Source organism: Pedobacter aquatilis (assembly GCF_032678425.1).
GTDB classification, from domain to species: Bacteria; Bacteroidota; Bacteroidia; order Sphingobacteriales; family Sphingobacteriaceae; genus Pedobacter; species Pedobacter aquatilis_B.
This window is the reverse complement of the sequence record NZ_JAVTSG010000001.1, coordinates 1215161-1235440: the sequence shown is the minus strand read 5'-3', so window position 1 is coordinate 1235440 and position 20280 is coordinate 1215161. Positions and strand designations below refer to the sequence as shown.

General features: G+C 35.9%; 20 protein-coding genes. 11 read left to right on the top strand and 9 right to left on the bottom strand.

The window, feature by feature from the left end; translation table 11 throughout:
• Positions 1-8: 8 nt before the first annotated feature.
• Positions 9-365, bottom strand: a complete 357-nt coding sequence (locus R2Q16_RS05250) for a DUF6249 domain-containing protein (RefSeq protein WP_316735581.1) — start codon at positions 363-365, stop codon at positions 9-11.
• A 133-nt stretch (positions 366-498) separates the two neighbouring features.
• On the opposite strand from R2Q16_RS05250, the gene R2Q16_RS05245 reads away from it, so the two are divergent.
• The 4 genes from R2Q16_RS05245 (at position 499) to R2Q16_RS05230 (ending at position 2852) form a co-directional block, all read left to right on the top strand.
• A complete protein-coding gene (locus R2Q16_RS05245) occupies positions 499-1065 on the top strand; it encodes a Crp/Fnr family transcriptional regulator (RefSeq protein ID WP_316735580.1) in 567 nt (188 codons plus the stop codon).
• A gap of 67 nt (positions 1066-1132) precedes the next feature.
• A complete protein-coding gene (locus tag R2Q16_RS05240) occupies positions 1133-1453 on the top strand; it encodes a multidrug efflux SMR transporter (protein WP_316735579.1) in 321 nt (106 codons plus the stop codon).
• Positions 1454-1788: 335 nt separating this feature from the next.
• The gene (locus tag R2Q16_RS05235) at positions 1789-2370 is read left to right on the top strand and encodes an RNA polymerase sigma factor (RefSeq protein WP_316735578.1); all 582 of its coding nucleotides are present in this window, start codon (positions 1789-1791) and stop codon (positions 2368-2370) included.
• Positions 2367-2852, top strand: a complete 486-nt coding sequence (locus R2Q16_RS05230; protein ID WP_316735577.1) for a hypothetical protein — start codon at positions 2367-2369, stop codon at positions 2850-2852. Before R2Q16_RS05235 ends, R2Q16_RS05230 begins: the two co-directional genes overlap by 4 nt.
• 67 nt (positions 2853-2919) lie before the next feature.
• Here the strand turns inward: R2Q16_RS05230 and R2Q16_RS05225 are convergent, their stop codons facing one another.
• From R2Q16_RS05225 to R2Q16_RS05210, 4 genes are all read right to left on the bottom strand, one after another.
• Positions 2920-3111 carry a cold-shock protein gene (locus tag R2Q16_RS05225; RefSeq protein ID WP_010599196.1) on the bottom strand — a complete coding sequence of 64 codons (192 nt, stop codon included), beginning with the start codon at positions 3109-3111 and terminating at the stop codon, positions 2920-2922.
• Between the two features lie 105 nt (positions 3112-3216).
• Positions 3217-4146, bottom strand: coding sequence for a hypothetical protein (locus R2Q16_RS05220; RefSeq protein WP_316735576.1), 930 nt, complete (start codon positions 4144-4146; stop codon positions 3217-3219).
• Between the two features lie 42 nt (positions 4147-4188).
• The gene (locus R2Q16_RS05215) at positions 4189-5046 is read right to left on the bottom strand and encodes a phosphodiester glycosidase family protein (protein ID WP_316735575.1); all 858 of its coding nucleotides are present in this window, start codon (positions 5044-5046) and stop codon (positions 4189-4191) included.
• 71 nt (positions 5047-5117) lie between these two features.
• Positions 5118-6308 carry an aspartyl protease family protein gene (locus R2Q16_RS05210; protein WP_316735574.1) on the bottom strand — a complete coding sequence of 397 codons (1191 nt, stop codon included), beginning with the start codon at positions 6306-6308 and terminating at the stop codon, positions 5118-5120.
• 106 nt (positions 6309-6414) lie between these two features.
• Here R2Q16_RS05210 and R2Q16_RS05205 point away from each other — a divergent pair, with 106 nt between their 5' ends.
• The 7 genes from R2Q16_RS05205 (at position 6415) to R2Q16_RS05175 (ending at position 15965) form a co-directional block, all read left to right on the top strand.
• On the top strand, positions 6415-7743 hold the full coding sequence (locus tag R2Q16_RS05205; protein ID WP_316735573.1) for a D-alanyl-D-alanine carboxypeptidase: 1329 nt from the start codon (positions 6415-6417) through the stop codon (positions 7741-7743).
• A 69-nt stretch (positions 7744-7812) separates the two neighbouring features.
• Positions 7813-8853 carry an aminotransferase class I/II-fold pyridoxal phosphate-dependent enzyme gene (locus R2Q16_RS05200; protein ID WP_316735572.1) on the top strand — a complete coding sequence of 347 codons (1041 nt, stop codon included), beginning with the start codon at positions 7813-7815 and terminating at the stop codon, positions 8851-8853.
• A gap of 85 nt (positions 8854-8938) precedes the next feature.
• Complete coding sequence (locus R2Q16_RS05195) at positions 8939-9487, top strand: RNA polymerase sigma factor (protein WP_316735571.1); 549 nt, start codon at positions 8939-8941, stop codon at positions 9485-9487.
• Between the two features lie 58 nt (positions 9488-9545).
• A complete protein-coding gene (locus R2Q16_RS05190; RefSeq protein WP_316735570.1) occupies positions 9546-10571 on the top strand; it encodes a FecR family protein in 1026 nt (341 codons plus the stop codon).
• Positions 10572-10655: 84 nt separating this feature from the next.
• On the top strand, positions 10656-13967 hold the full coding sequence (locus R2Q16_RS05185; protein ID WP_316735569.1) for a TonB-dependent receptor: 3312 nt from the start codon (positions 10656-10658) through the stop codon (positions 13965-13967).
• Positions 13968-13976: 9 nt separating this feature from the next.
• On the top strand, positions 13977-15347 hold the full coding sequence (locus tag R2Q16_RS05180; RefSeq protein ID WP_316735568.1) for a RagB/SusD family nutrient uptake outer membrane protein: 1371 nt from the start codon (positions 13977-13979) through the stop codon (positions 15345-15347).
• A 117-nt stretch (positions 15348-15464) separates the two neighbouring features.
• The gene (locus R2Q16_RS05175; RefSeq protein ID WP_316735567.1) at positions 15465-15965 is read left to right on the top strand and encodes a phosphoglycerate mutase family protein; all 501 of its coding nucleotides are present in this window, start codon (positions 15465-15467) and stop codon (positions 15963-15965) included.
• A 6-nt stretch (positions 15966-15971) separates the two neighbouring features.
• Here the strand turns inward: R2Q16_RS05175 and R2Q16_RS05170 are convergent, their stop codons facing one another.
• The 4 genes from R2Q16_RS05170 to R2Q16_RS05155 form a co-directional block, all read right to left on the bottom strand.
• Complete coding sequence (locus R2Q16_RS05170; protein WP_316735566.1) at positions 15972-16655, bottom strand: M15 family metallopeptidase; 684 nt, start codon at positions 16653-16655, stop codon at positions 15972-15974.
• A gap of 96 nt (positions 16656-16751) precedes the next feature.
• Positions 16752-17981, bottom strand: coding sequence for an alanine dehydrogenase (locus tag R2Q16_RS05165; RefSeq protein ID WP_316735565.1), 1230 nt, complete (start codon positions 17979-17981; stop codon positions 16752-16754).
• Positions 17982-18125: 144 nt separating this feature from the next.
• The gene (gene tsaE, locus R2Q16_RS05160) at positions 18126-18545 is read right to left on the bottom strand and encodes a tRNA (adenosine(37)-N6)-threonylcarbamoyltransferase complex ATPase subunit type 1 TsaE (RefSeq protein ID WP_316735564.1); all 420 of its coding nucleotides are present in this window, start codon (positions 18543-18545) and stop codon (positions 18126-18128) included.
• A gap of 150 nt (positions 18546-18695) precedes the next feature.
• On the bottom strand, positions 18696-20249 hold the full coding sequence (locus tag R2Q16_RS05155; protein WP_316735563.1) for a PglZ domain-containing protein: 1554 nt from the start codon (positions 20247-20249) through the stop codon (positions 18696-18698).
• Between the last annotated feature and the right edge of the window lie 31 nt (positions 20250-20280).

Genomic DNA, 20280 nt, shown 5'->3' with positions numbered 1-20280 from the left:
AGTTTTTCTTATTTATCAATCGCTTTCTTTTCGATTAGGAATGATGTAATTAAACCTAATCCGCCGAAAACACCCAGGCAACCAAAGTAAATTGCAACCGATTGGCCTTCTTCCTGATGCGACATATTTGGTCCGAAAACACTGCGAACCGTAAATAATGCAACCAATAAACCAATGCCTAAACCCACTAATAGTAAGCCGAATTTCAAGCTTAAATATGGCCTTGGTGCCGATTTGCCGATACCCGGATTAATGCCGCGTTCGATCATTGCCATTTTTTCTTTGTTTGATAAATATCGAATTCCAAACACCATTGCGAAAGTGCCTAAGAAAATTGAAATTGGTACTAATATTCCGCCTTCCATGATTATAATTTTTTAGTGTAAATATTTCTTTAATTAATTTTAAACCGTGTTCTGGGTAGTATGACAACATACTTTTAAATCAGGTTACAGCAGGCGGCAAAAAAATTATAGCTTTATAAAAAATAATACGAAATTGATTAATCAACTGGAAAAATTGGCTGTTTTTAATTCGCTAAGCAAACATGCTTTGGCAAAAATTTCTGCGCATGTTTCAGCGGTTAATTATCCAAGGGGAACTATATTAATCCATGCTGATAAAATTGAACCCAATTTCTTTGTATTGGAGCAAGGTATTGCTCGAGCTTACTCCAACGGCGAAAATCAGCAAATTACGTTTTGGTTTGGACAAAGCGGAAGCATTCTTTTTTCATTCAATAGTTACATAAACAATAAGCCAGGTTACGAAAATATCGAACTTCTGGAACATTCAACCTTACTGAAAATTAAGATAGACGATTTATTTAAGCTCTATAACAACGATTTGGAAATCGCAAACTGGGGGCGAAAAATTGTTGAGCATGAATTAATAGCGACCGAAAAACGGCTAATCGATCGCTCGTTTAAAACGGCTTCCGAACGTTATCATGATTTCATAAACCAAACGCCAGAACTTATTAAGCGGGTTGCCCTGAAACATATAGCCTCGTTTTTAGGGGTTACGCAAGTAACGCTGAGCCGAATAAGAGCCTCAATAAAATAATTCATTTTTTAACATTTGTAAAATTCCAGCCAAATAATGTGCCTTAACTTTGCCGAAACACATTATTATGAATTGGATTATATTAATTATCGCCGGGCTTTTTGAAGTTGGTTTTACCACTTGTTTAAAATTATCAAACAATTTCAGCAACATAAAATGGAGCGTAGCCTTTTTTATTTGCATTGTCCTCAGCTTTTTGCTCTTAAATAAAGCAACGCAAACCTTGCCAATGGGTACAGCTTACGCCGTTTGGACGGGCATTGGAGCCGTTGGTACCGTAATTATTGGCATAATTTATTTTAACGAGCCTGCAACATTTTGGCGCATATTCTTTATATGTACCTTAATTGGCTCAATTGCGGGGTTAAAGTTTTTCGCAGCGCACTAATATTTTTTTTGAAGCGAAACCTTGCTGCAAATATTTATGCTTCATCCCGTTTTACACTTGTACGCTTCGCTTCGTCCTGCGTCCTCGCTGCAGGGTACCGTTACAACCGGGGCTAAAAGGCAAAAACAGCATTTCATTTTAGCATTTGCAGTTTGCACAAGCCTTTGTTTATAAACCCGATTGAAGTGAAAAGCCCGCAAGCGAGGCACGAGTGCGGACTTGTAACGAAAAGCGGGACTAAAGAAGCCATTAAACACCATCTTTCATTTTCTAAAATTAAGAAACATCGAAATTATCTGTAACCTCTCTATCTGTTGTGTAGTCTTACCAAGTGCATGAAGCAAGAGCTTACAGATTTAGAATTAATAAACGATGTTTTAACCGGAAACACCGGGCAATATGCCTTGTTGGTTAAGCGGCATCAGCGATTTGTATTTACACTTGCATTGCGCTTTGCAAAAAACCGCGAAGATGCCGAGGAAATTGCGCAAGATTGCTTTGTAAAGGCCTATAAAGCCTTGGGGAGTTTTAAGCAAACATCAAAATTTAGTACATGGTTGTACACCATAACTTACACAACCGCCATGACTTTTTTGCGTAAAAAACGTTTGGATACATCATCTATAAATGATGAAGAAACTTATTTGCAACTCGAAAATCATACATCGGGTTTGAATGCAAATATTTACGAAAAGCAAAACAGTCATAATTTTTTAAATGATGCGATTAAACTTTTGTTGCCGGATGATGCTGCGATAATTACCATGTTTTACAAAGGCGAACAAAGTTTAGAAGAAATTGCAGAAGTGCTAAACATGGAGGCCAATACCATAAAAGTAAAATTGCACCGGGCCAGGCAAAGGCTTAAGGAAAAATTGCAATTTTTGTTAAAAGATGAAGTAAAGGAGTTATTATGAACTTGATAGAACAACAACTTTGGGATTATATTGACGGTAACCTAGATGATGCCGATAGGAAGGGAATTGAGCATTTATTGGCAACCAATATTGATATTAAGCAACAATATGAAGAATTATTGCTTGTTAACGAAGTCTTAAACGGAATTGAAATTGATGCGCCATCAATGTCTTTCACCAGAAATGTAATGGAAAATATTGCGCTTGAACCAGCCCCAGTTGTGCTAAAAACCAAGGTTGATACTCGGATTATTTTCGGTATTGCAACATTTTTTTTGGTTTCTATTTTAGGAATTTTTGGCTATATAATTTCAACTACAAATTTTACAGTACCAGATTTTAAGCTTAATTTTTCAGTAAACTTTAATGTAGAACATTACATAACGCCAACCGCTTTATACGTATTTATTGGCATTGATTTGATACTGGCCTTAATATTTATGGATTATTTTTTACGCAAAAAGCTTGTTCAAAAAACTTAATTTTAAAAGGCCAAAAAGTGAAAAAGCCCCGATTTTGTCGGGGCTTTTTTGTAAATATGATAGTTAATTAAATTACTTTCACATTAACGGCGTTTAAGCCCTTTTTACCGTTAGCAACTTCGTATTGTACTTTGTCGTTTTCACGGATTTCATCGATAAGACCTGTTGAATGAACAAAGATTTCGCTATCGCCGTTTGCTGGGATGATAAAGCCAAAACCTTTAGTTACATTGAAGAATTTTACTGTGCCTTCTTGCATTGTATTAAATATTAAAATTAAGAACGCAAGGTAGGTTTTAATTTTTAAAATCAAAATATTTTTTTAACATTTTTTTAACGTTAAAAATTTGTAACCGAATGATTATTAGGGCTTTTTAATTGACTTGCCTAACACGCCTATTGTAATTTCGCTGTTATGTGCGATACCTAAAGTGCTGCCCGGAACTACATAAAAAAGGTTACGAATATAGATATCGGCAATGCCTTGAACCACCTCTTTTTTCTGCTCTTCTTGTCCCTTTAAAATTCCATGAACGGCTTTTACATGGATGCCTCCGTTTACATCAACAATGGCCGTAAACTGATAAGCAAAATCTTTGTAAGCTTTATCAATTTCCATTCGATATTTTGGAAACATATAGTTGTAGGAAGCCGTTCTGCCGCTGAGCTTATCGGCTGGTTCTTCTGTTTGACTAACCTTTACAATTTTACTTTTTGGTATGAATTGAACAGGAGCAGTAGCCGCAAATGCACTATCGCTATTTAGGTTCGTTTTTGCCGAAATTTTCTTGATAAATGCAGTGTCGGCCTTAGTCGGTTGCTGCAATTCTTCAATCGGCTTTTTTAACTTTTTAGCGATGTAATCCTGCGCATAGAAAGTCATGTTAACATCTGAACGGAAATCGCTGGCAATAACTTTATTATTTACTTGAACACGCTGAAAAACCAAACTATCTTTAGTTATTGCCTTTACTTTAAACCACTCTTCAGCAAAATTGTACACATTTCCGTGATCGTATTGAAGATAGAATTTCTGCATAATTTGCTTTTGTGGGCTCCAGGCCATCATGGTATCTTCGGCGGCAACTTCAATAATCCACGAAGGTTTCTGCATAAAACCTTGTTCGTTAAAAGATAGGCCGTTGCTAAAACGTCTTTTTGCTTCCACGTAACGGATACCTTTTACAGGTTCGAATGTAAAATCTCGAAGTTTGGCGTTGGTTCTTTTACTGCCCAATTCGCATGCTAATAAGAGGGTTGACGAAATTAGAATTAGCCAAAAGTATTTTATCATATTTATTATAACGAATGAAGCTGATTTTTGGGCTAAAATAATTTATTTTTTCTTAACCAGAATTACATTTGCCACTTTTCGCTGTCCTTCGTGATCCCATTTTTTATTATCGCTTGGATAATTGATGATGCCGCTTTTACTTAACCATAAAGTTGTTGAACCGCCTCCATCAAAATTAATGGCTGTTTCGCAGCCCAGCCATTTCATTATTTTCGTTAATTCAAAAAGGCTCATGCCGGCAGAGTTTTCGTGCCGTCCATCAACGGTTAGCATTATAATTTTACCGTTTGGTTTTACACCAATACAAGTTCGAGGGTGGCGCAATCGGTTAAAGGCTGCTGTATCTAAAATTTCATCTGTTCCGTTAAAAGTTAATAGTGGGCCATTTAGCATTACATTATTTTCAGGTAATTTGGTTTCCCAATCAGCAGTTCCGTCCCATTTTTTAACTGAAATTTTGCCATTATTTATTACAACAGCGGCTTGCTGATGCCTTGCTCTAGTATGCCCTTTCTCTAACCGATTAACATTAATGGTATTGCCATCAACTTTTACAAAATCGACAGAGCCACCATTTTTAACATCGAAAAAATTTCCATTCATGGAAGCGATTGCCGAATCTCTGATGCCAAAATCACTTGTATTTAAAAGCGTTTTTTCTTCTGCACCAAAGGCAAATACAGCTTTTCTTCCACTATTTTTTACCTCCAAAAATGAAATATTTTCGTTTGCAGCAAATAAGTTATTTGAATTAAAGTGATGGGTAAATAATCTTACTTGCTTTGATACTTTGGTTTTTTGCCATTTTGCTTTAACAACTGTAATCGAATCGATGTTTTGTGCATGAACAAGCGTGGCTGAAATACAGGTAACAGCAAGCAATAAAAAGTTTTTGAACATAGTAGAATATTTGAGCAGCTAATTTAAAGGCTATAATTTTACCATTAAGCTTGTAACCTGAAAATTACCAATTAGATACGGCGTTCGAGATGTATAACTTTAAAGATGACTTTTTCATCTCGATAAATCTCCAAAATTACACTTCTGTTGGTTCCAGATTTGAAGAGGTCGGCAAGGTCATTTAAAGTGTAATTATTCATCGATTTAAAGTTTACTCCAATAATTTCATCATTGGGGCAAATACCCGATTTTTCGGCAGGAGAATTTTCATCAACATCCCCAATTAAATACCTTGTATAACTTTTTTGGTCGAGATAAACCACCATGCCAATCATATCGTGCTCAAAAGGGGTTTTGAAAAAACTATTTGGTTTTACATACATAAAACCATCACGATAGTTTAATTGAATGTTAAATTTCCTTAAAAGCTCTGCTCCAAGATTTCCGTTTCGGCTTTTTAAATCAATTTTCTCTGAAATGACATGATAATCAGGAAAGCCGGAGATTACATCCTTAAAATCATAATTGCCTATCGAAAACTGTTTGATGCGCCCCATATAGCCCCGTATTTGACCACTTAAGCTCATACCTAAATTGGCCTTAATTTTTGAAAAGGGAAGTGGAAACATATTCCCGTTGAGCATTTCCATAGATAAGGCATGACTTGCGCCCGTATCTATCAAAAATTTGGCTTGTATAATGCCACCATCCGGAACTTCTACATCGGCATAAACATATGCTTTCATGTTTTCGATAGATATTGGAATTTTACTGCCTTTGTATTTTATTTTCGAATCGGGATAACTAATCACAATACGGTTATTGGTGTACCGAATATCGACCACGAAACTGTTAAAGAAACTGTAACCGATTAGTCCGTAAATTTTTGTGCCCAAATGCCCCGATAAGTTAAAGAAATCTTCCTTCAAAATGGCCGTTGGAATGTGTTCTATTTTCGCCCTGCTGATTCTTGCATTTACATTTTGTGATACAAAAGCTTCAACACTTTCTATGCCTAGGCCAGAAACCTTAATTTTTCTCATCAGGGCAAAATCTAACGAATCGATAATAGAAGGATCGGTTATAATCATTGGTCCAACGCCAGTATCAAGCACAAAATCATACGGGCCTTTTCCGTTTACGTAAACCGGAATTACAATTAAATTTTTAATTAACTTAAATGAAATGGACAGCCTTTTCTGATTCTCCATAAAATGGAAATCCTGTGCATGGTTTTTTAGCGGAATTAGCAAAAAAAGCATGCAAACAGTTAAGGCGCAACACCTTAAAAACAGGGTCGATTTACATTTGGTTAACATTATATTAAATTTAATCATTTAGTTTGTATTATTTATAATAACTTTAAAGATGATTACAAACCGATTATCACTGTCATTTTTAGTTGTTTCCACACTGTTAATGAGCCTTTTGTTTGGCTGTTCGACTGATAAAATAATTTCCAGAAAGGTTGCTAAAGAATTTAAAAATTCAGCGGTTGTAGATCAATATCAAGTTGGCTTTGCACTTTACAATTTGGAAGAGAATAAGATGATTTTTGAGCGGGATGCGGATAAATATTTTACCCCAGCATCGAACACAAAATTGTACACTTTTTTTGCGAGTTTAAAAATGCTTCCAGAGGCGATGCCTGCCTTGCGATACATAGAAAAAAATGATTCGCTTATTTTTTGGGGTACAGGCGACCCTTCATTTTTACAGTTTAACATAAAAGATAAATCGGCGTACAATTTTCTGCAATCATCAACCAAAAAAATATTTTTTGCCCCGGGCAGATATTCAGGTACTTTTTTTGGCGATGGCTGGGCTTGGGATGATTATGATTTTTATTATCAACCCGAAATTACCGAATTACCAATTATGGATAACATGGTAACATCAAGCTATATTAATCCGAATAAAATAAATATTGCTCCAAAGGTTTTCGCACATTGTTTCGCTGTAGATTCTACTAAAACAACCGGAGATTTCAGGGTAACCAGAGATTTTCTGACCAACAGTTTTCACTATCCGGCGGTAGCCGTAAAGCCCAATTATAACCAGCAAAATCCATACAAAACAAATGTTCAAACTACGCTTGAAGTTTTATCTGATACGCTCCATAAAACGGTTGGTTTGGTTAAAATGAAGATGCCAGCTGACGCTAAAACCCTATCGGGAGCCAAAAGAGATTCTGTTTTAAAACATATGATGTTGCCAAGCGATAATTTTATAGCAGAGCATTTATTGCTGGTAATTTCCAATCAAATTGGCGATACCTTAAGTACCACAAAGGCAATTCAGCATGTAACCAAAAAACATTTAGCCTTCTTGCCTGATAAAATAAAATGGATTGATGGGTCTGGATTATCCCGTCAGAATTTATTTACACCAAGAGATAATGTTTATCTGTTAGATTCCATTTATCATCTGGTAAATAACCCTGAAAAGCTTTTTGATATGATGCCTGCCGGAGGAAAAAGTGGAACACTAAGAAATGCTTATCCTAAAACCGATAAGCCTTTTGTTTTTGGAAAAACTGGTTCATTGGGTGGTGTGCATAATCAAAGTGGCTACGTTATCACTAAAAAAGGCAAAACCTATATCTATTCTTTTATGAATAATAATTTCGTTTTACCAACGGCCGAAGTTCGTGCTGAAATGGTTCGAATTGTGACTTATATCCACGAAAATTTTTAAGAAAAAGGAACACAAAAAGTTAATCTTTGATAAAAGCATCAAACGACACTTTAGGCAGAAGTTATTAAAATGAATTTAGATTTTACTGGAATAAATCAGCCCTTTTCGAGAAGCATTTATGTTTCTGGAAAGGAATACTTATACTTTGGCGGAACGGCCTACTTAGGCATTCCTCAAAATGAAGATTTTACTAGTTTATATATAGAAGGCATCAAAAAGTTTGGCTTAAATAATGGCACAAGTAGAAGCAATAATATTCAATTAGGGATTTATAATGAAGCAGAAATAGAAGCTGCTGAAAGATTTAAAGCAGACGCTGCATTAATTACATCGAGCGGCTATTTGGCTGCCCAACTAACGGTTAACGAACTTTCAGACTTTGGAACGGTAATTTATGCGCCTTCAACACATCCTGCACTTTGGCAAAAAAAACAACCCGATTCAGCTGGAACTTTTGCGGATTGGTCAAAAAAGATAGTTGAGGATATAAATACTGCTAAGGAAGACAAATGGGTTATAATCAGTAACTCTATTAATAATCTGATTCCTGAAATTTATGATTTTAGTTTTTTAAAGAGCATAGAGAAAGACAAAAAAATTATTTTAATCGTTGATGATTCTCATGGCATTGGTGTAAATAATGATGGTTTTGGAGCATATTTAAAATTGCCGAAGCTCAAAAATGTAGAAAACGTGGTTGTCGCGTCAATGGCAAAGGCTTTGGGTATTGATGCCGGTTTGGTGTTGGCATCAGAAAGAATAATTAGCCAATTAAAAAAAACAAATACGTTTATCGGCGCATCGCCACCATCTGCCGCCGGATTATTTGCATTTATAAAAGCCGAAGCGATTTATCAGAATGCACTTAAAAAACTTTATCAAAATATTTCTCTTTTACAAAATGGATTAAATTTAAAATGCGACTTTGCCCAAAACTTTCCTGCATTTTTATTTCATGATTCAGGTTTAGCAGATAAACTTTTGGCAAAACAAATTTTGATATCATCCTTTCCTTATCCGGGTACAAATAATGCATCAATTAATCGCATTATTATTTCGAGTTGGCATACCGAAAACGATATCAAATCATTAATTGTTGCTTCGGAATAATTTTGTTGGCTGGAAAAATTCAATGTTGATTAAATAAAATTAACACTATATTTATTTTAACTTAACTAACCAGCAAACTGAGCCATTGTCAAATTATATCGAAAATATAAGACAGGGAAACCACAAATCTTTTGAAATAGTTTTTAAACTATGGCATAAGAAAGTTTATGGCTATTATCTAAAGAAAACAGCTTCTGATGATTTAGCCGAAGAGCTTACCCAAATGGCTTTTATCAAGCTATGGCGATTTAAACACACACTTTCAGAAGATTTTCCCCTAGATATTCAATTATTTAAAATAGCAAAAACAACCCTGCTCGATTATTTCAAAAAAATAGCAAATGATGAGCGAAATCTCAATCTTTATAAACTTGAAATCGACAATCGCCTAGTCGAGCAATCCCTCCATTTCGATACAAAAATACAGCTCGAAGCTGTGCTCAATTGTTTACCACCAACACGTAAACAGGTTTTCGTTTTAAATCGCTTGCAAGGGTATTCTTACAAAGAAATCGCCGAACAACTGTCCATTTCTCCTAGAACAGTGGAAAAGCACATTTCACTTGCCATTAAACAACTAGATGGTTACTCATATCTGCCAGCTTTTATCTTGCTGTTAAAATTTCTCAGTTAAACTGAAAAAAAATTAATTCCGTTACGGGATAATCTAAATTCAAATCGTATTTGTAATTATGAATGTATCTGAAGAGCTATTAGCTAGATATTTTAAGGGAAAATGTACCCCAGAAGAATCGATTTTAGTTGCAAGCTACTTAAATGAAGTTGAGGATTTGCCAGAACATTTGCTTAAAAAGGATGAATGGGATGACGTGGAAGATGCTTTAATTACGAATGAAAAAAGCGAATCGTTGTTTAAGGCGATAAAGAGCAAAACAATAAGCAAATCGTTAAGGCTAAAAAGATATAAAATTATCTCGGTAGCGGCCATGGTATTGGTGATGCTAACCGTTGGATTTTATATACTAAACAAGCCTGAACCATCGGCTTTTAATTCAGCTAAGGTTAAACTTGGTCAGAAAGGAAAAGAGGCAGAAATCGTTTGGAAGTCATTTGTAAACTATACAAATAATAATCAGAACGTACGATTACCTGATAGTTCTACGGTGATGGTTTATCCTGGTGGGGAAATAAGATATGCCGTACCTTTTGTTAAGCAAAGCAGAGAAGTTTATCTAAAAGGAAAGAGCTTTTTTAAGGTCGCTAAAGATAAGAAGCATCCTTTTACAGTTTATTCTAACGGAATTTCAACAACAGCGTTAGGAACTTCTTTCACAATTACAGCTAACCAGAACGCTGAGCTTGTTAAAGTTGAGCTTCATACAGGAAAAGTTTGGATTAAAAACGTAGTTGAAGCAACCAATTTGAATGCTTTTAGTCAGATTTTAATGCCAGGCGAGAAGCTTGAATATGATAAATCGCAGGATAAGGTTAATGTAAGCACAGGCACATTGCTGGCAAAGCAAAAGATAAAATCGACAGAGTTGAATTTTACCCAGGTAGCCTTAAAAGAGGTGTTTGAAAGGCTAAAAGCACATTATCAGATAAAAATCATCTACGATGAAAACGATTTGAATGAAATTTCATTTACAGGTACAATTAATTTGAATCAAAAACCAGAACGAATAATTAAAGAAATTACCGAGTTAAACGAACTAACCCTAACCAAAACAACTGAAGGCTATATAATTAGCAAATAAATCTTTGATTTTTAATTAAGTGAATTGCTTCAAATAGCGATTAGGGGAAAATTTTCGCCAAAAAAACTATAAACAATTATAACTATGCTAAGAAAATTTACAAAACACTTGTTCTTTTGCGTGCTGCTTATCATAGCGGCCGCAACTGCCCGAGCTCAAACATCGGAGATTACGGGAATTGTGAAAGATGAAACAGGGCAACCACTTATCGGCTCTTCGATTCTTTTACTCAACACAAAAACCAACGAGAAAAAAGGTATAATGGTAAATGCTGATGGAAAGTTCTTGATTTCCGGATTAACTGCAAATGTACCTTACACCATTAGTGCTTCTTACATTGGTTACACAACGAAAACCATCGAAAATTATTTGTTAAAAGCAGGCGAACAAGCAACGTTAATGATTCAACTCGCACCTGAATCGGCAAATTTAACAGATGTTGTTATTGTAGGTTACGGAAGTCAGAAAAAGAAAGATGTAACCACCGCAATTGCAAGTATTAAAGCAAGTGATTTAGAAAACCAACCCATAAATAATGCTGCGGAAGCAATGGTTGGTAAAATGGCTGGCGTTCAGGTGTCGCAAGGCTCTGGTGCACCAGGTGGCGCATTGTCCATTAAAGTAAGGGGTGTTGGAACAATTACCGCGGGTTCAAATCCACTTTATGTTGTGGATGGAGTTCCGATTTCTAATGATAATATCAATACAATTAATACTAATGACATTGCCTCTATAGAAGTTTTAAAAGACGCTTCTTCTGCAGCTATTTACGGTTCTCGTGGCTCGAACGGGGTGGTTTTAATTACAACAAAGCAAGGTAAAACTGGTGCTGCGGTAATTAGTGCAAATAGTTACACGGGTTGGCAAAGTTTAGCGCATAAAATTGACATGATGGATGCTTATCAATATGCGCAAATGACAATTGAATCGAGAAACAATACTTATGCCGATGCCATGGATGCAATTAACCGTCGAAATGTTGCCAATGGATTGCCAACAATTGCTTATAGCAGTAATGATAGCAACGCGCAACGTTTGGTAAATTCTGGTAATAATACAAGTGCCGTAATTCCTTTAGAAATTTTGCCCTATTTAGCTGGTCAGCAAGGGTTAACCAATACTGATTGGCAGGATGAAATTTTTAGAACAGCGAAAATCCAAAATCACTCGGTATCTGCATCTGGTGGTACTGAAACTATGAAATATTATGCTTCGTTAGAATATTTTGACCAAGATGGTATCATTTTAAATAGTGGCTTTAAGCGTTATAGCGGTCGATTAAATTTAGACGGTAAGAAGGGGATTTTTAGATACGGTGTAAATATTACGCCATCTATAATTAAAGAAAAGAGGCTAAATGCTAACGGTGCCTACAATGCAGGCAATGCAAACGGATTAAATACTGGTGGTATCGTAGCATCGGCGCTTCACTACTCGCCTTTATGGCCGGTTTATAATGCAAATGGAAGCTATAGTTTTGCTCAAAACTCATGGAGCCCTGGTCAAGTAACAACATTGCCGAATGGCTCAACGATTACTGGTAACGGAGAAACACAAGCTTGGAATCCCGTAGCTTTGGCGATGTTGCAAAAGGATGATGTGGGCTCAAATAGATTAACAGGAAACACTTTCGTTGAGTTAGAATTTTTGAAAGATTTAAAATACAAGCTACAATTAGGTATCGATATCTTCAATAGTGCTGAAGATACTTTCCGTCCGTCGATTATTCCATTATCAAACACAGCTGGAAACCCATTATCTGATGCACAGGCAAGTTCTAGAACCATAAGAGAAACCAATTGGTTGTTGGAGCATACCTTAAATTATACAAAAACATTTGGTGACCATAATATTAGCGCATTGTTAGGTTGGTCTAATCAAAAAGATGATTTAAGCGGTAATTATGCGGTTGCAACGAGAGGTTTTATTAGTGACCAAATTGAATATTTAAGCGCTGGTTTAGTTACTAATGGAACATCAACCAGACAACAATGGTCTTTGGCTTCTGGTATTGCCAGATTACAATACAGTTATAAGGGCAAGTATCTCTTTACAGGATCAATGAGAGCTGACGGTTCATCTAGATTTGGTGCAAACAATAAATGGGGTTACTTTCCATCAGCATCTGTTGGATGGAGATTATCAGAGGAAGAATTCTTAAAAAGCAGTAAGACAATATCTGATTTGAAATTGAGGGCAAGTTTTGGTCAAACGGGTAACTTCAACATACCAAATTATTTAGCTCAGGGTGCAATGACTAACTATGGTTATGTTTTTGGTGGTGGAACACCTGGTGTAACAAATGGTGCGGCACCATTTGCGCAACCGAACGATGATTTAAGTTGGGAAAAAACAACACAACTAAATGTTGGTTTAGATGTTGCTTTTTGGAACAATCAGTTAAACTTATCGGTTGATGCCTACAATAGTAATACGACCGATTTATTGCTTAATGTTCCTGTGCCGCTATCAACCGGTTTTTCATCAGAATTGAAAAATATTGGTAAAGTAAACAATAAGGGTATTGATGTTAACTTAGGTACTACACAACAATTTGGTGCCGTAAAGTGGACTGCAAGCGGGAACTTCTCTAAAAACATTAATAGGGTTGTAGAATTAGGCCCTGGAAATGCTGATATTATTAGTACAGGTTCTGTAGCAAATGCTTATTTCTTAACCAGAGTTGGAGAGCCTATCGGGTCGTATTATTTGCCAGTAGTTTTAGGTGTTTTCAAAAATCAGGCAGAAGTAAATGCTTATCCTCATTATTTGGATACACAAGGTAATTTCGATTTGAATACATCAAAACCAGGAGATTTTAAATTTAAGGATGTTGATGGTGATGGCGTGATTGATTTAACCAAAGACCGTGAAATTGTAGGCAACTATTTACCAAAATTCACTTACGGTTTTGCAACATCTGCAGAATATAAAGGCATCGATTTAAATGTTGCGATGCAAGGTGTTTACGGAAATAAAATTCTAAATCTTTCTCGTAGATATTTTGCAAACAAGGAAGGTAATATGAATAACATGATTAGCTCTTTAGATAGATGGGTTTCTGAAAGTAAACCAGGTAGCGGACAAGATGTAAGGGCAAACCGTGTGGCTAAAGGTAGCAACGGAACAACATCAACATGGCATGTTGAAGATGGCTCATATCTGCGTATTAGAAACATTGCTTTGGGTTATACTTTCCCAACAGATTTTTTCAAGAAAATTTCTTTAACCAAGGTTAGGATATATGTTTCGATGCAAAATCCATTTACGTTTACCAAATATACAGGTTACAATCCTGAGGTTACTAATCGCTCAGCAGCGACTACAAACGGTGAAGATTATGGCGTTTATCCAACAGCAAAAACAACATCTATTGGTTTAAACATCACTTTATAATTTACGAAAATGAAAAAATATATTATATCAATCATAGCATGTGGATTAGTTGTTACAATTACATCCTGCAAGAAATTTTTAGATTTAAAACCGCTTGATTCTTACACAGAAAATACCTTTTATGTTGATGAAAAAGGTTTACAAGGAGGGTTGGTAAGTTGTTATGATGCTTTGCAAACCGATAGTTTGTATGGAAATAATCTACTTACCTTAGGCGAAATTCGTGGTGATAATGTTACCGATAACGACCCAGGTTCTGGTGCTGGAGTGCGTAATTCCATAGAGGTTTTCTCTGAAACCTCCGCAAATGCAATTCTTTCGGCATCTTGGCAAGGACATTACAAAGCCATTTATAGGGCTAATATTGTTTTAGATAGAGCCTCGGGAATTAGCATGGCTGATGCAACAAAAAATCAAATTATCGGTCAGGCGAAATTTATCAGAGCATTAAGTTATTTCAATTTAACCCGTCTATGGGGTAATGTTCCTTTGGTATTAACGGTTCAAAAAACTGCCGAAGCAAGAGAGAATACCAGGGCAACTTCCGCTGCAATTTATCAACAGATTATTAATGATTTAACGGATGCCGTAACAAAACTGCCAACAACATGGCCTGATGCACAACGGGGTAAAGCAACAAGCTACGCGGCATCAGCTTTGCTGGCGAAAGTTTATTTATACCAGAAAAACTACGCCATGGTTGTAACTACTTTGCAACCAATTGCAACCGCTATTTATGCAGGTGCCAATCTTTCTTTAGTGCCACAAAACACAACATTTCCTAGTGGATTAAAAACCAGTAAGGATATTATTTTTGCCGTTTTGTATTTAAATGGTGGGGTTAAGGAAGCAGTTAATCAGGATAATCGTTATAGAAATAATAATAACACCAATACAATAACCATTCCGCAGGCATTATTTGAAACCGGAGATAACCGTCGAGCGTTAGTTGCGCCAACGGGAACAGGTATCCGTCCGGGTAAGTTTAATAGCGCAGTCTCTAATTCTACAGAAATTAGTGGCGATTTTCCGGTATTGCGTTGCGCTGATGTCTTATTGATGTACGCAGAGGCTTTGAATGAAGTGGCTTACGGAAATGCAGAAGCTTTCAGAGCATTAAATGCGGTGAGAACAAATGCAAATGCAACCAATAAAACTGCGGTAACTTTGTTAACGCAAGCAGATTTTAGAGCTGCAGTGTATTTAGAAAGACGTTTGGAATTGGCTTTAGAGGCCGACCGTTGGTTCGATATTGTTAGAACAGCACAAATGGCTACTGTTTTTCCAGGTATACCTGCCTTCAGAAGTATTTATCCGGTCCCTCAAACCGAGATTGATAACGTTAACAATAAAAATGGATGGCAAAATCAAGGCTATTAATTTTTAAAATTTAACCTTTCAGCCGATACTGTGGTAACAGTATCGGTTTTTTCATTTTTGCCTAGATTTCTTCAAGCCGATAATTTTTTCAATATTTATAACCAAAAATAAATACCTATGAAAAAGCTTTTTTTCCTTTTATCGCTATCATTTTTACTTCTGATAAATGTACAAGCACAAACAACAGAAGTTTGGGTAGTTAGACATGCAGAAAAGGATAAATCTAACCCACAGGAAAAAAATCCAGATTTATCTGATGAAGGCAAAACCCGAGCTGGCGATTTAGCTAAGTTTTTGAAAAAGGTAAATTTTGATGCGGCTTATACCACACCATACAAAAGAACACGACAAACTTTGGACTCTTTAGTGATACCAAAAGTTATCGAATATAATGATATAAAAGCTCTTGCCGATACTGTGAAAGCCAATTACGTTGGCAAGAAAATTATAATTGCAGGGCACTCCAATACCGTTTTAGAAATTATTGAAGCTTTTGGCGGTAAACGCCCAAGAGCAGAGTTAACTGATGATGATTATGATTTTATTTTTCGCCTAAATGTTAGGGGCGATAAAGCAAAAGTTAAGATGGAGCAATTTGGCGTTCCACACCATTTGTAATTTTTTTTATAGTTTTTGGAAGGGGATATCCATAATATCATACTGTTCCCAACCTTGAAAATCATAATGCCACCACTCGTTATCTAAAACGTTTAGCTTATTTTTCTTCATAACTGCGATTAAATATTCTCGGTTTTTCCGAACTAATTCTGATACAGGTTCGTAATTAGCCGATGCAGCTTTGGAAAAACTATCGTAAGGTGTTGCCATTTCAACTTCTTTACCAGTTTTTAAATTGATTATGGTTAAATCTAGCGCACATCCTCTGTTATGCTTAGAACCTTTCGCTGGATTCGCGACGAAATTTTTATCACTTGCCTTTTTGTAAAATTCAACTGTAATTTTGTACGGGCGATAACCGTCAAAAATTTTCAAGCCTAAACCTTTTTTATTTAATTCTGCCTGTACTTTCTTTATCGATTCCACCACAGGTTTCCTCGCAAAAGCCCTTGCTTGTTTATACATAACCTGCTGCATAAAATTGTTTTTGGTAGCATAACGTATATCCAGTTTTATATTTGGAATGGCTTTTTTAATCTCCACAAGTTCGTTGTCTGGATTGGTTTTTATCGAATTTAAATATTGATTATAAGAATTAACGACAACAAGTTTTTGCAGTGCTTCAGGTTTCGTTTGAGCAAAAGCTGAAAATGATGCAAAAAAAAGAAGAACAAAAAAGTTTAATTTCATATTTATACTGAATTAAATCGGTCGTTATTGCGAGGCACGAAGCAATCTTTATAATTCAGAGATTGCTTCGTGCCTCGCAATGACGAAAAAGAAGAATTATTGATTAGAAACAACAAGTAATTCCAAATTTTTAAAAGGCAAATTAAACATATCTGCCAAGTCTTTATTGGTAACATTCCCTTGGTAAATGTATAGTGCTTCTCTGATGCCCGGATTATTCCAAACCATATTCATTAATCCTCCAAACTCCCCAATATCTAATAAAATGGGCGCAAAAATATTAGTTAATGCGTACGAAGCAGTCCTCGGAACTCGAGAGGCGATATTCGGAACGCAATAATGAATTACATCATATTTCCTGAAAACAGGGTTAGTATGGTTCGTTACTTCTGAAGTTTCAAAACAACCACCTTGGTCAATGCTTACATCAATAACAACAGAATGCGGTTTCATTCTCGCAACCGTTTCTTCCATTACAATGCAAGGGCTTCGGCCGTGGCTTGCCCGAATTGCCCCAATAACAACGTCGCAAGTAACAATCGCTTTGTTTAAAACAATTGGCTGCATAACGGAAGTAAAAACACGGCTATTTCCCAAATTATTTTGCAAACGGCGCAAACGGTAGATTGAACTATCGAAAACCTTTACTTCTGCACCTAAAGCAAGTGCGGTTCTTGCGGCATATTCACCAACAGTTCCGGCACCTAAAATTACAATTTCAGTTGGCGGTACACCTGTAAAACCCCCAAGCATTAAGCCTTTGCCTCCGGTTACGTTGCTTAAATATTCTGCGGCAATTAAAATCGACGTAGAACCCACAATTTCGCTCATTGCTCTAACTACGCTCAAAACATTTCCTTCATCACGTAAATGTTCAAAACATAAAGCGTTAATCTTTTTGTGCATTAAAGCTTTAAGGTATTCTTGCTTTAACGTTCCGGTTTGTAAGGATGAAATTAAGGTTTGCCCTTTATGCATTAAGGCAATTTCTTCCAACATCGGTGGCGCAATTTTTACCAAAATGTCGCAATCAAAAACCTCTTTTTTATCGTAAGCAATTTTTGCACCTTGCTCTGCATATTCCGTATCAGAAAAGTTTGCTGCAATGCCTGCGCCACTTTCCAAAATAACCCGGTGGCCATTGTTAACCAGAAGCGCTACAGATAAGGGCGTTAAAGCAATTCTGTTTTCCTGGAAAGATATTTCTTTGGGTATTCCGATGTTTAGATTATTCTTTCTGTTTCGGGTTTCTAGCGTTGCCTCTTGGGTTTGCAATAAACCCTGTCGAGCTATGTCGGCCATTCCTTCGCGTAATCCTGTAGCCATGATGTTTTAAAAAAAAATGTTATTGTTTTAGGTGGTTCAAGATAAGGAAAATCTGTTAAAATACTGATAACTAAATGTAAGGGAACTGAAATAGCAATTATGTTTTAATAGTTTTTGTAGCGCAAAGTTTGTGGTGCTTTTTTACTAACCTTTAGAAAAGGTAAATATTCTTTGCTCTTCCTCAGCAATGCTGATATTTATACTAATTAATTCTTTAGGCAATAATTCGGCAACAAGTTCTGGCCACTCAATGAGGCAAATGCCACCACTATAAAAATACTCTTCGTAGCCCAAATCATACGCTTCCTGAATGTTTTTAATTCTGTAAAAATCGAAATGGTAAACAGGACCTTTGGCACTTATATATTCGTTAACAATAGAATAGGTCGGACTTGATACAACATCATTAATGCCTAATGCAGCGCAAAAAACTTTAATAAAAGTCGTTTTACCAGCACCCATATCGCCGTTGAAAATGAAAATTTTTTCATAGCCGGCAAAATCTAAAAGCGCTTTGGCAACTTTTGGTAAATCGGCTAAGCCATTAACTGTTAATTCCATCATAAAAAATAAAGGCAAAAGTAACACTTAATTGTATTGCTTTTGCCTTTTAAGTTATCGTCATACTGAACTTGTTTCAGTATCTCTAATAATAATATCCAAAGGAGATCCTGAAGTGAGTTCAGGATGACGGATTATATATAGAATAGAAAGTTACCTCGGTGAATACGTTACCACCGGAATAATCATTTCTTCTAACGAAATCCCGCCATGCTGAAACGTTTCGTTGTAATAATTTACAAACTGGTTGTAATTATTCGGATAAACGAAATAACTATCTTCCCGTGCAAAAATATAACTACTACTGATGTTAATTTTTGGCAATAAAGCATCGTGCGGATTTTTAATTGCAAAAACTTCTTTCGCGTTGAAGTTTAAATTTCTGCCTTGTTTATATCTCAAATTTGTATTCGTGCTTCTATCGCCAATTACTTTTACCGGTTTTTTAACACGGATGGTCCCGTGGTCGGTAGTAATAATTACCTTAACCTGTTTTTGCGATATTTTCTTTAATAAATCGAACAATGGTGAATGCTCAAACCACGATAAAGTTAATGAGCGGTAAGCTGCATCATCATTTGCCAATTCACGTATCATTTGCATATCGGTACGGGCATGGCTTAACATATCAACAAAGTTGAAAACTATCGCATTAAAATCATTTTTAAGCAAATTATTTGTTTGTTCTACTAAATCTTTGCCTTGCTCAAAAGTTAAAATTTTGTTGTAACTAAACTTGCAATCTTTACGTAAACTACGTTTAATGTTATCAGCTAAAAACGCCTCTTCGTGCATATTTTTTCCACCCTCATCATCGTCATTTTGCCAAAGCTGCGGAAAACGTTTTTCCATATCTAAAGGCATTAGGCCAGAAAATATTGCATTACGAGCGTATTGAGTTGCCGTTGGAAGAATACTGCTGTACATATCTTCTTCATCAATACGGAAATACTCAGATATTAATGGATTAATGATTTTCCATTGGTCGTAACGAAGGTTATCAATCAAAATAAAAAACACAGGGGTGGTGTCATTAATATGCGGAAAAGCTTTTTTCTTAAGTAATTCGTTAGAAAGCAATGGCGCTTTATCTTTTTCTTTAATCCAGCCTAAATAATGCTCTTCTATAAACTTTGAGAATTGAGTATTTGCCTCTTGTTTTTGCATGGTTAAAATTTCATGCATTTGAGGGTCGTCTAATTTCTCCAGTTCTAATTCCCAGAAAACAATCTTTTTATAAACGTCAATCCATTCTTCATAATTAAGTTTGTCGCCAAGCGTCATACCTAATCTTCGGAAATCTTGCTGATAAGCCATTGACGTTTTCTCGCTCACCAAAAGTTTTTTATCAATTAATTTTTTGATAGTCAATAAAACCTGTTTAGGGTTTACAGGCTTAATCAAATAATCATCGATCTTGCTTCCGATGGCGTCTTCCATCAGGTTTTCTTCTTCACTTTTGGTTATTAATACCACTGGTACATCAGGATTTAGATTTTTAATCGCCGAAAGCGTTTCAATTCCGCTCATTCCAGGCATATTTTCATCTAAAAAAACCAAATCGAAATGCGATTTTCCAAAGGCTTCTAAAGCATCATTTCCGTTGGTAAAAGTGGTAACAGCGTAACCTTTATCATTCAATAATAATATATGTGGTTTTAGTAAGTCGATTTCATCATCGGCCCATAAAATTTTAGTTTCTTGCATGTTTTTGTAAAAATAGGGTGTAAGCGCCTTT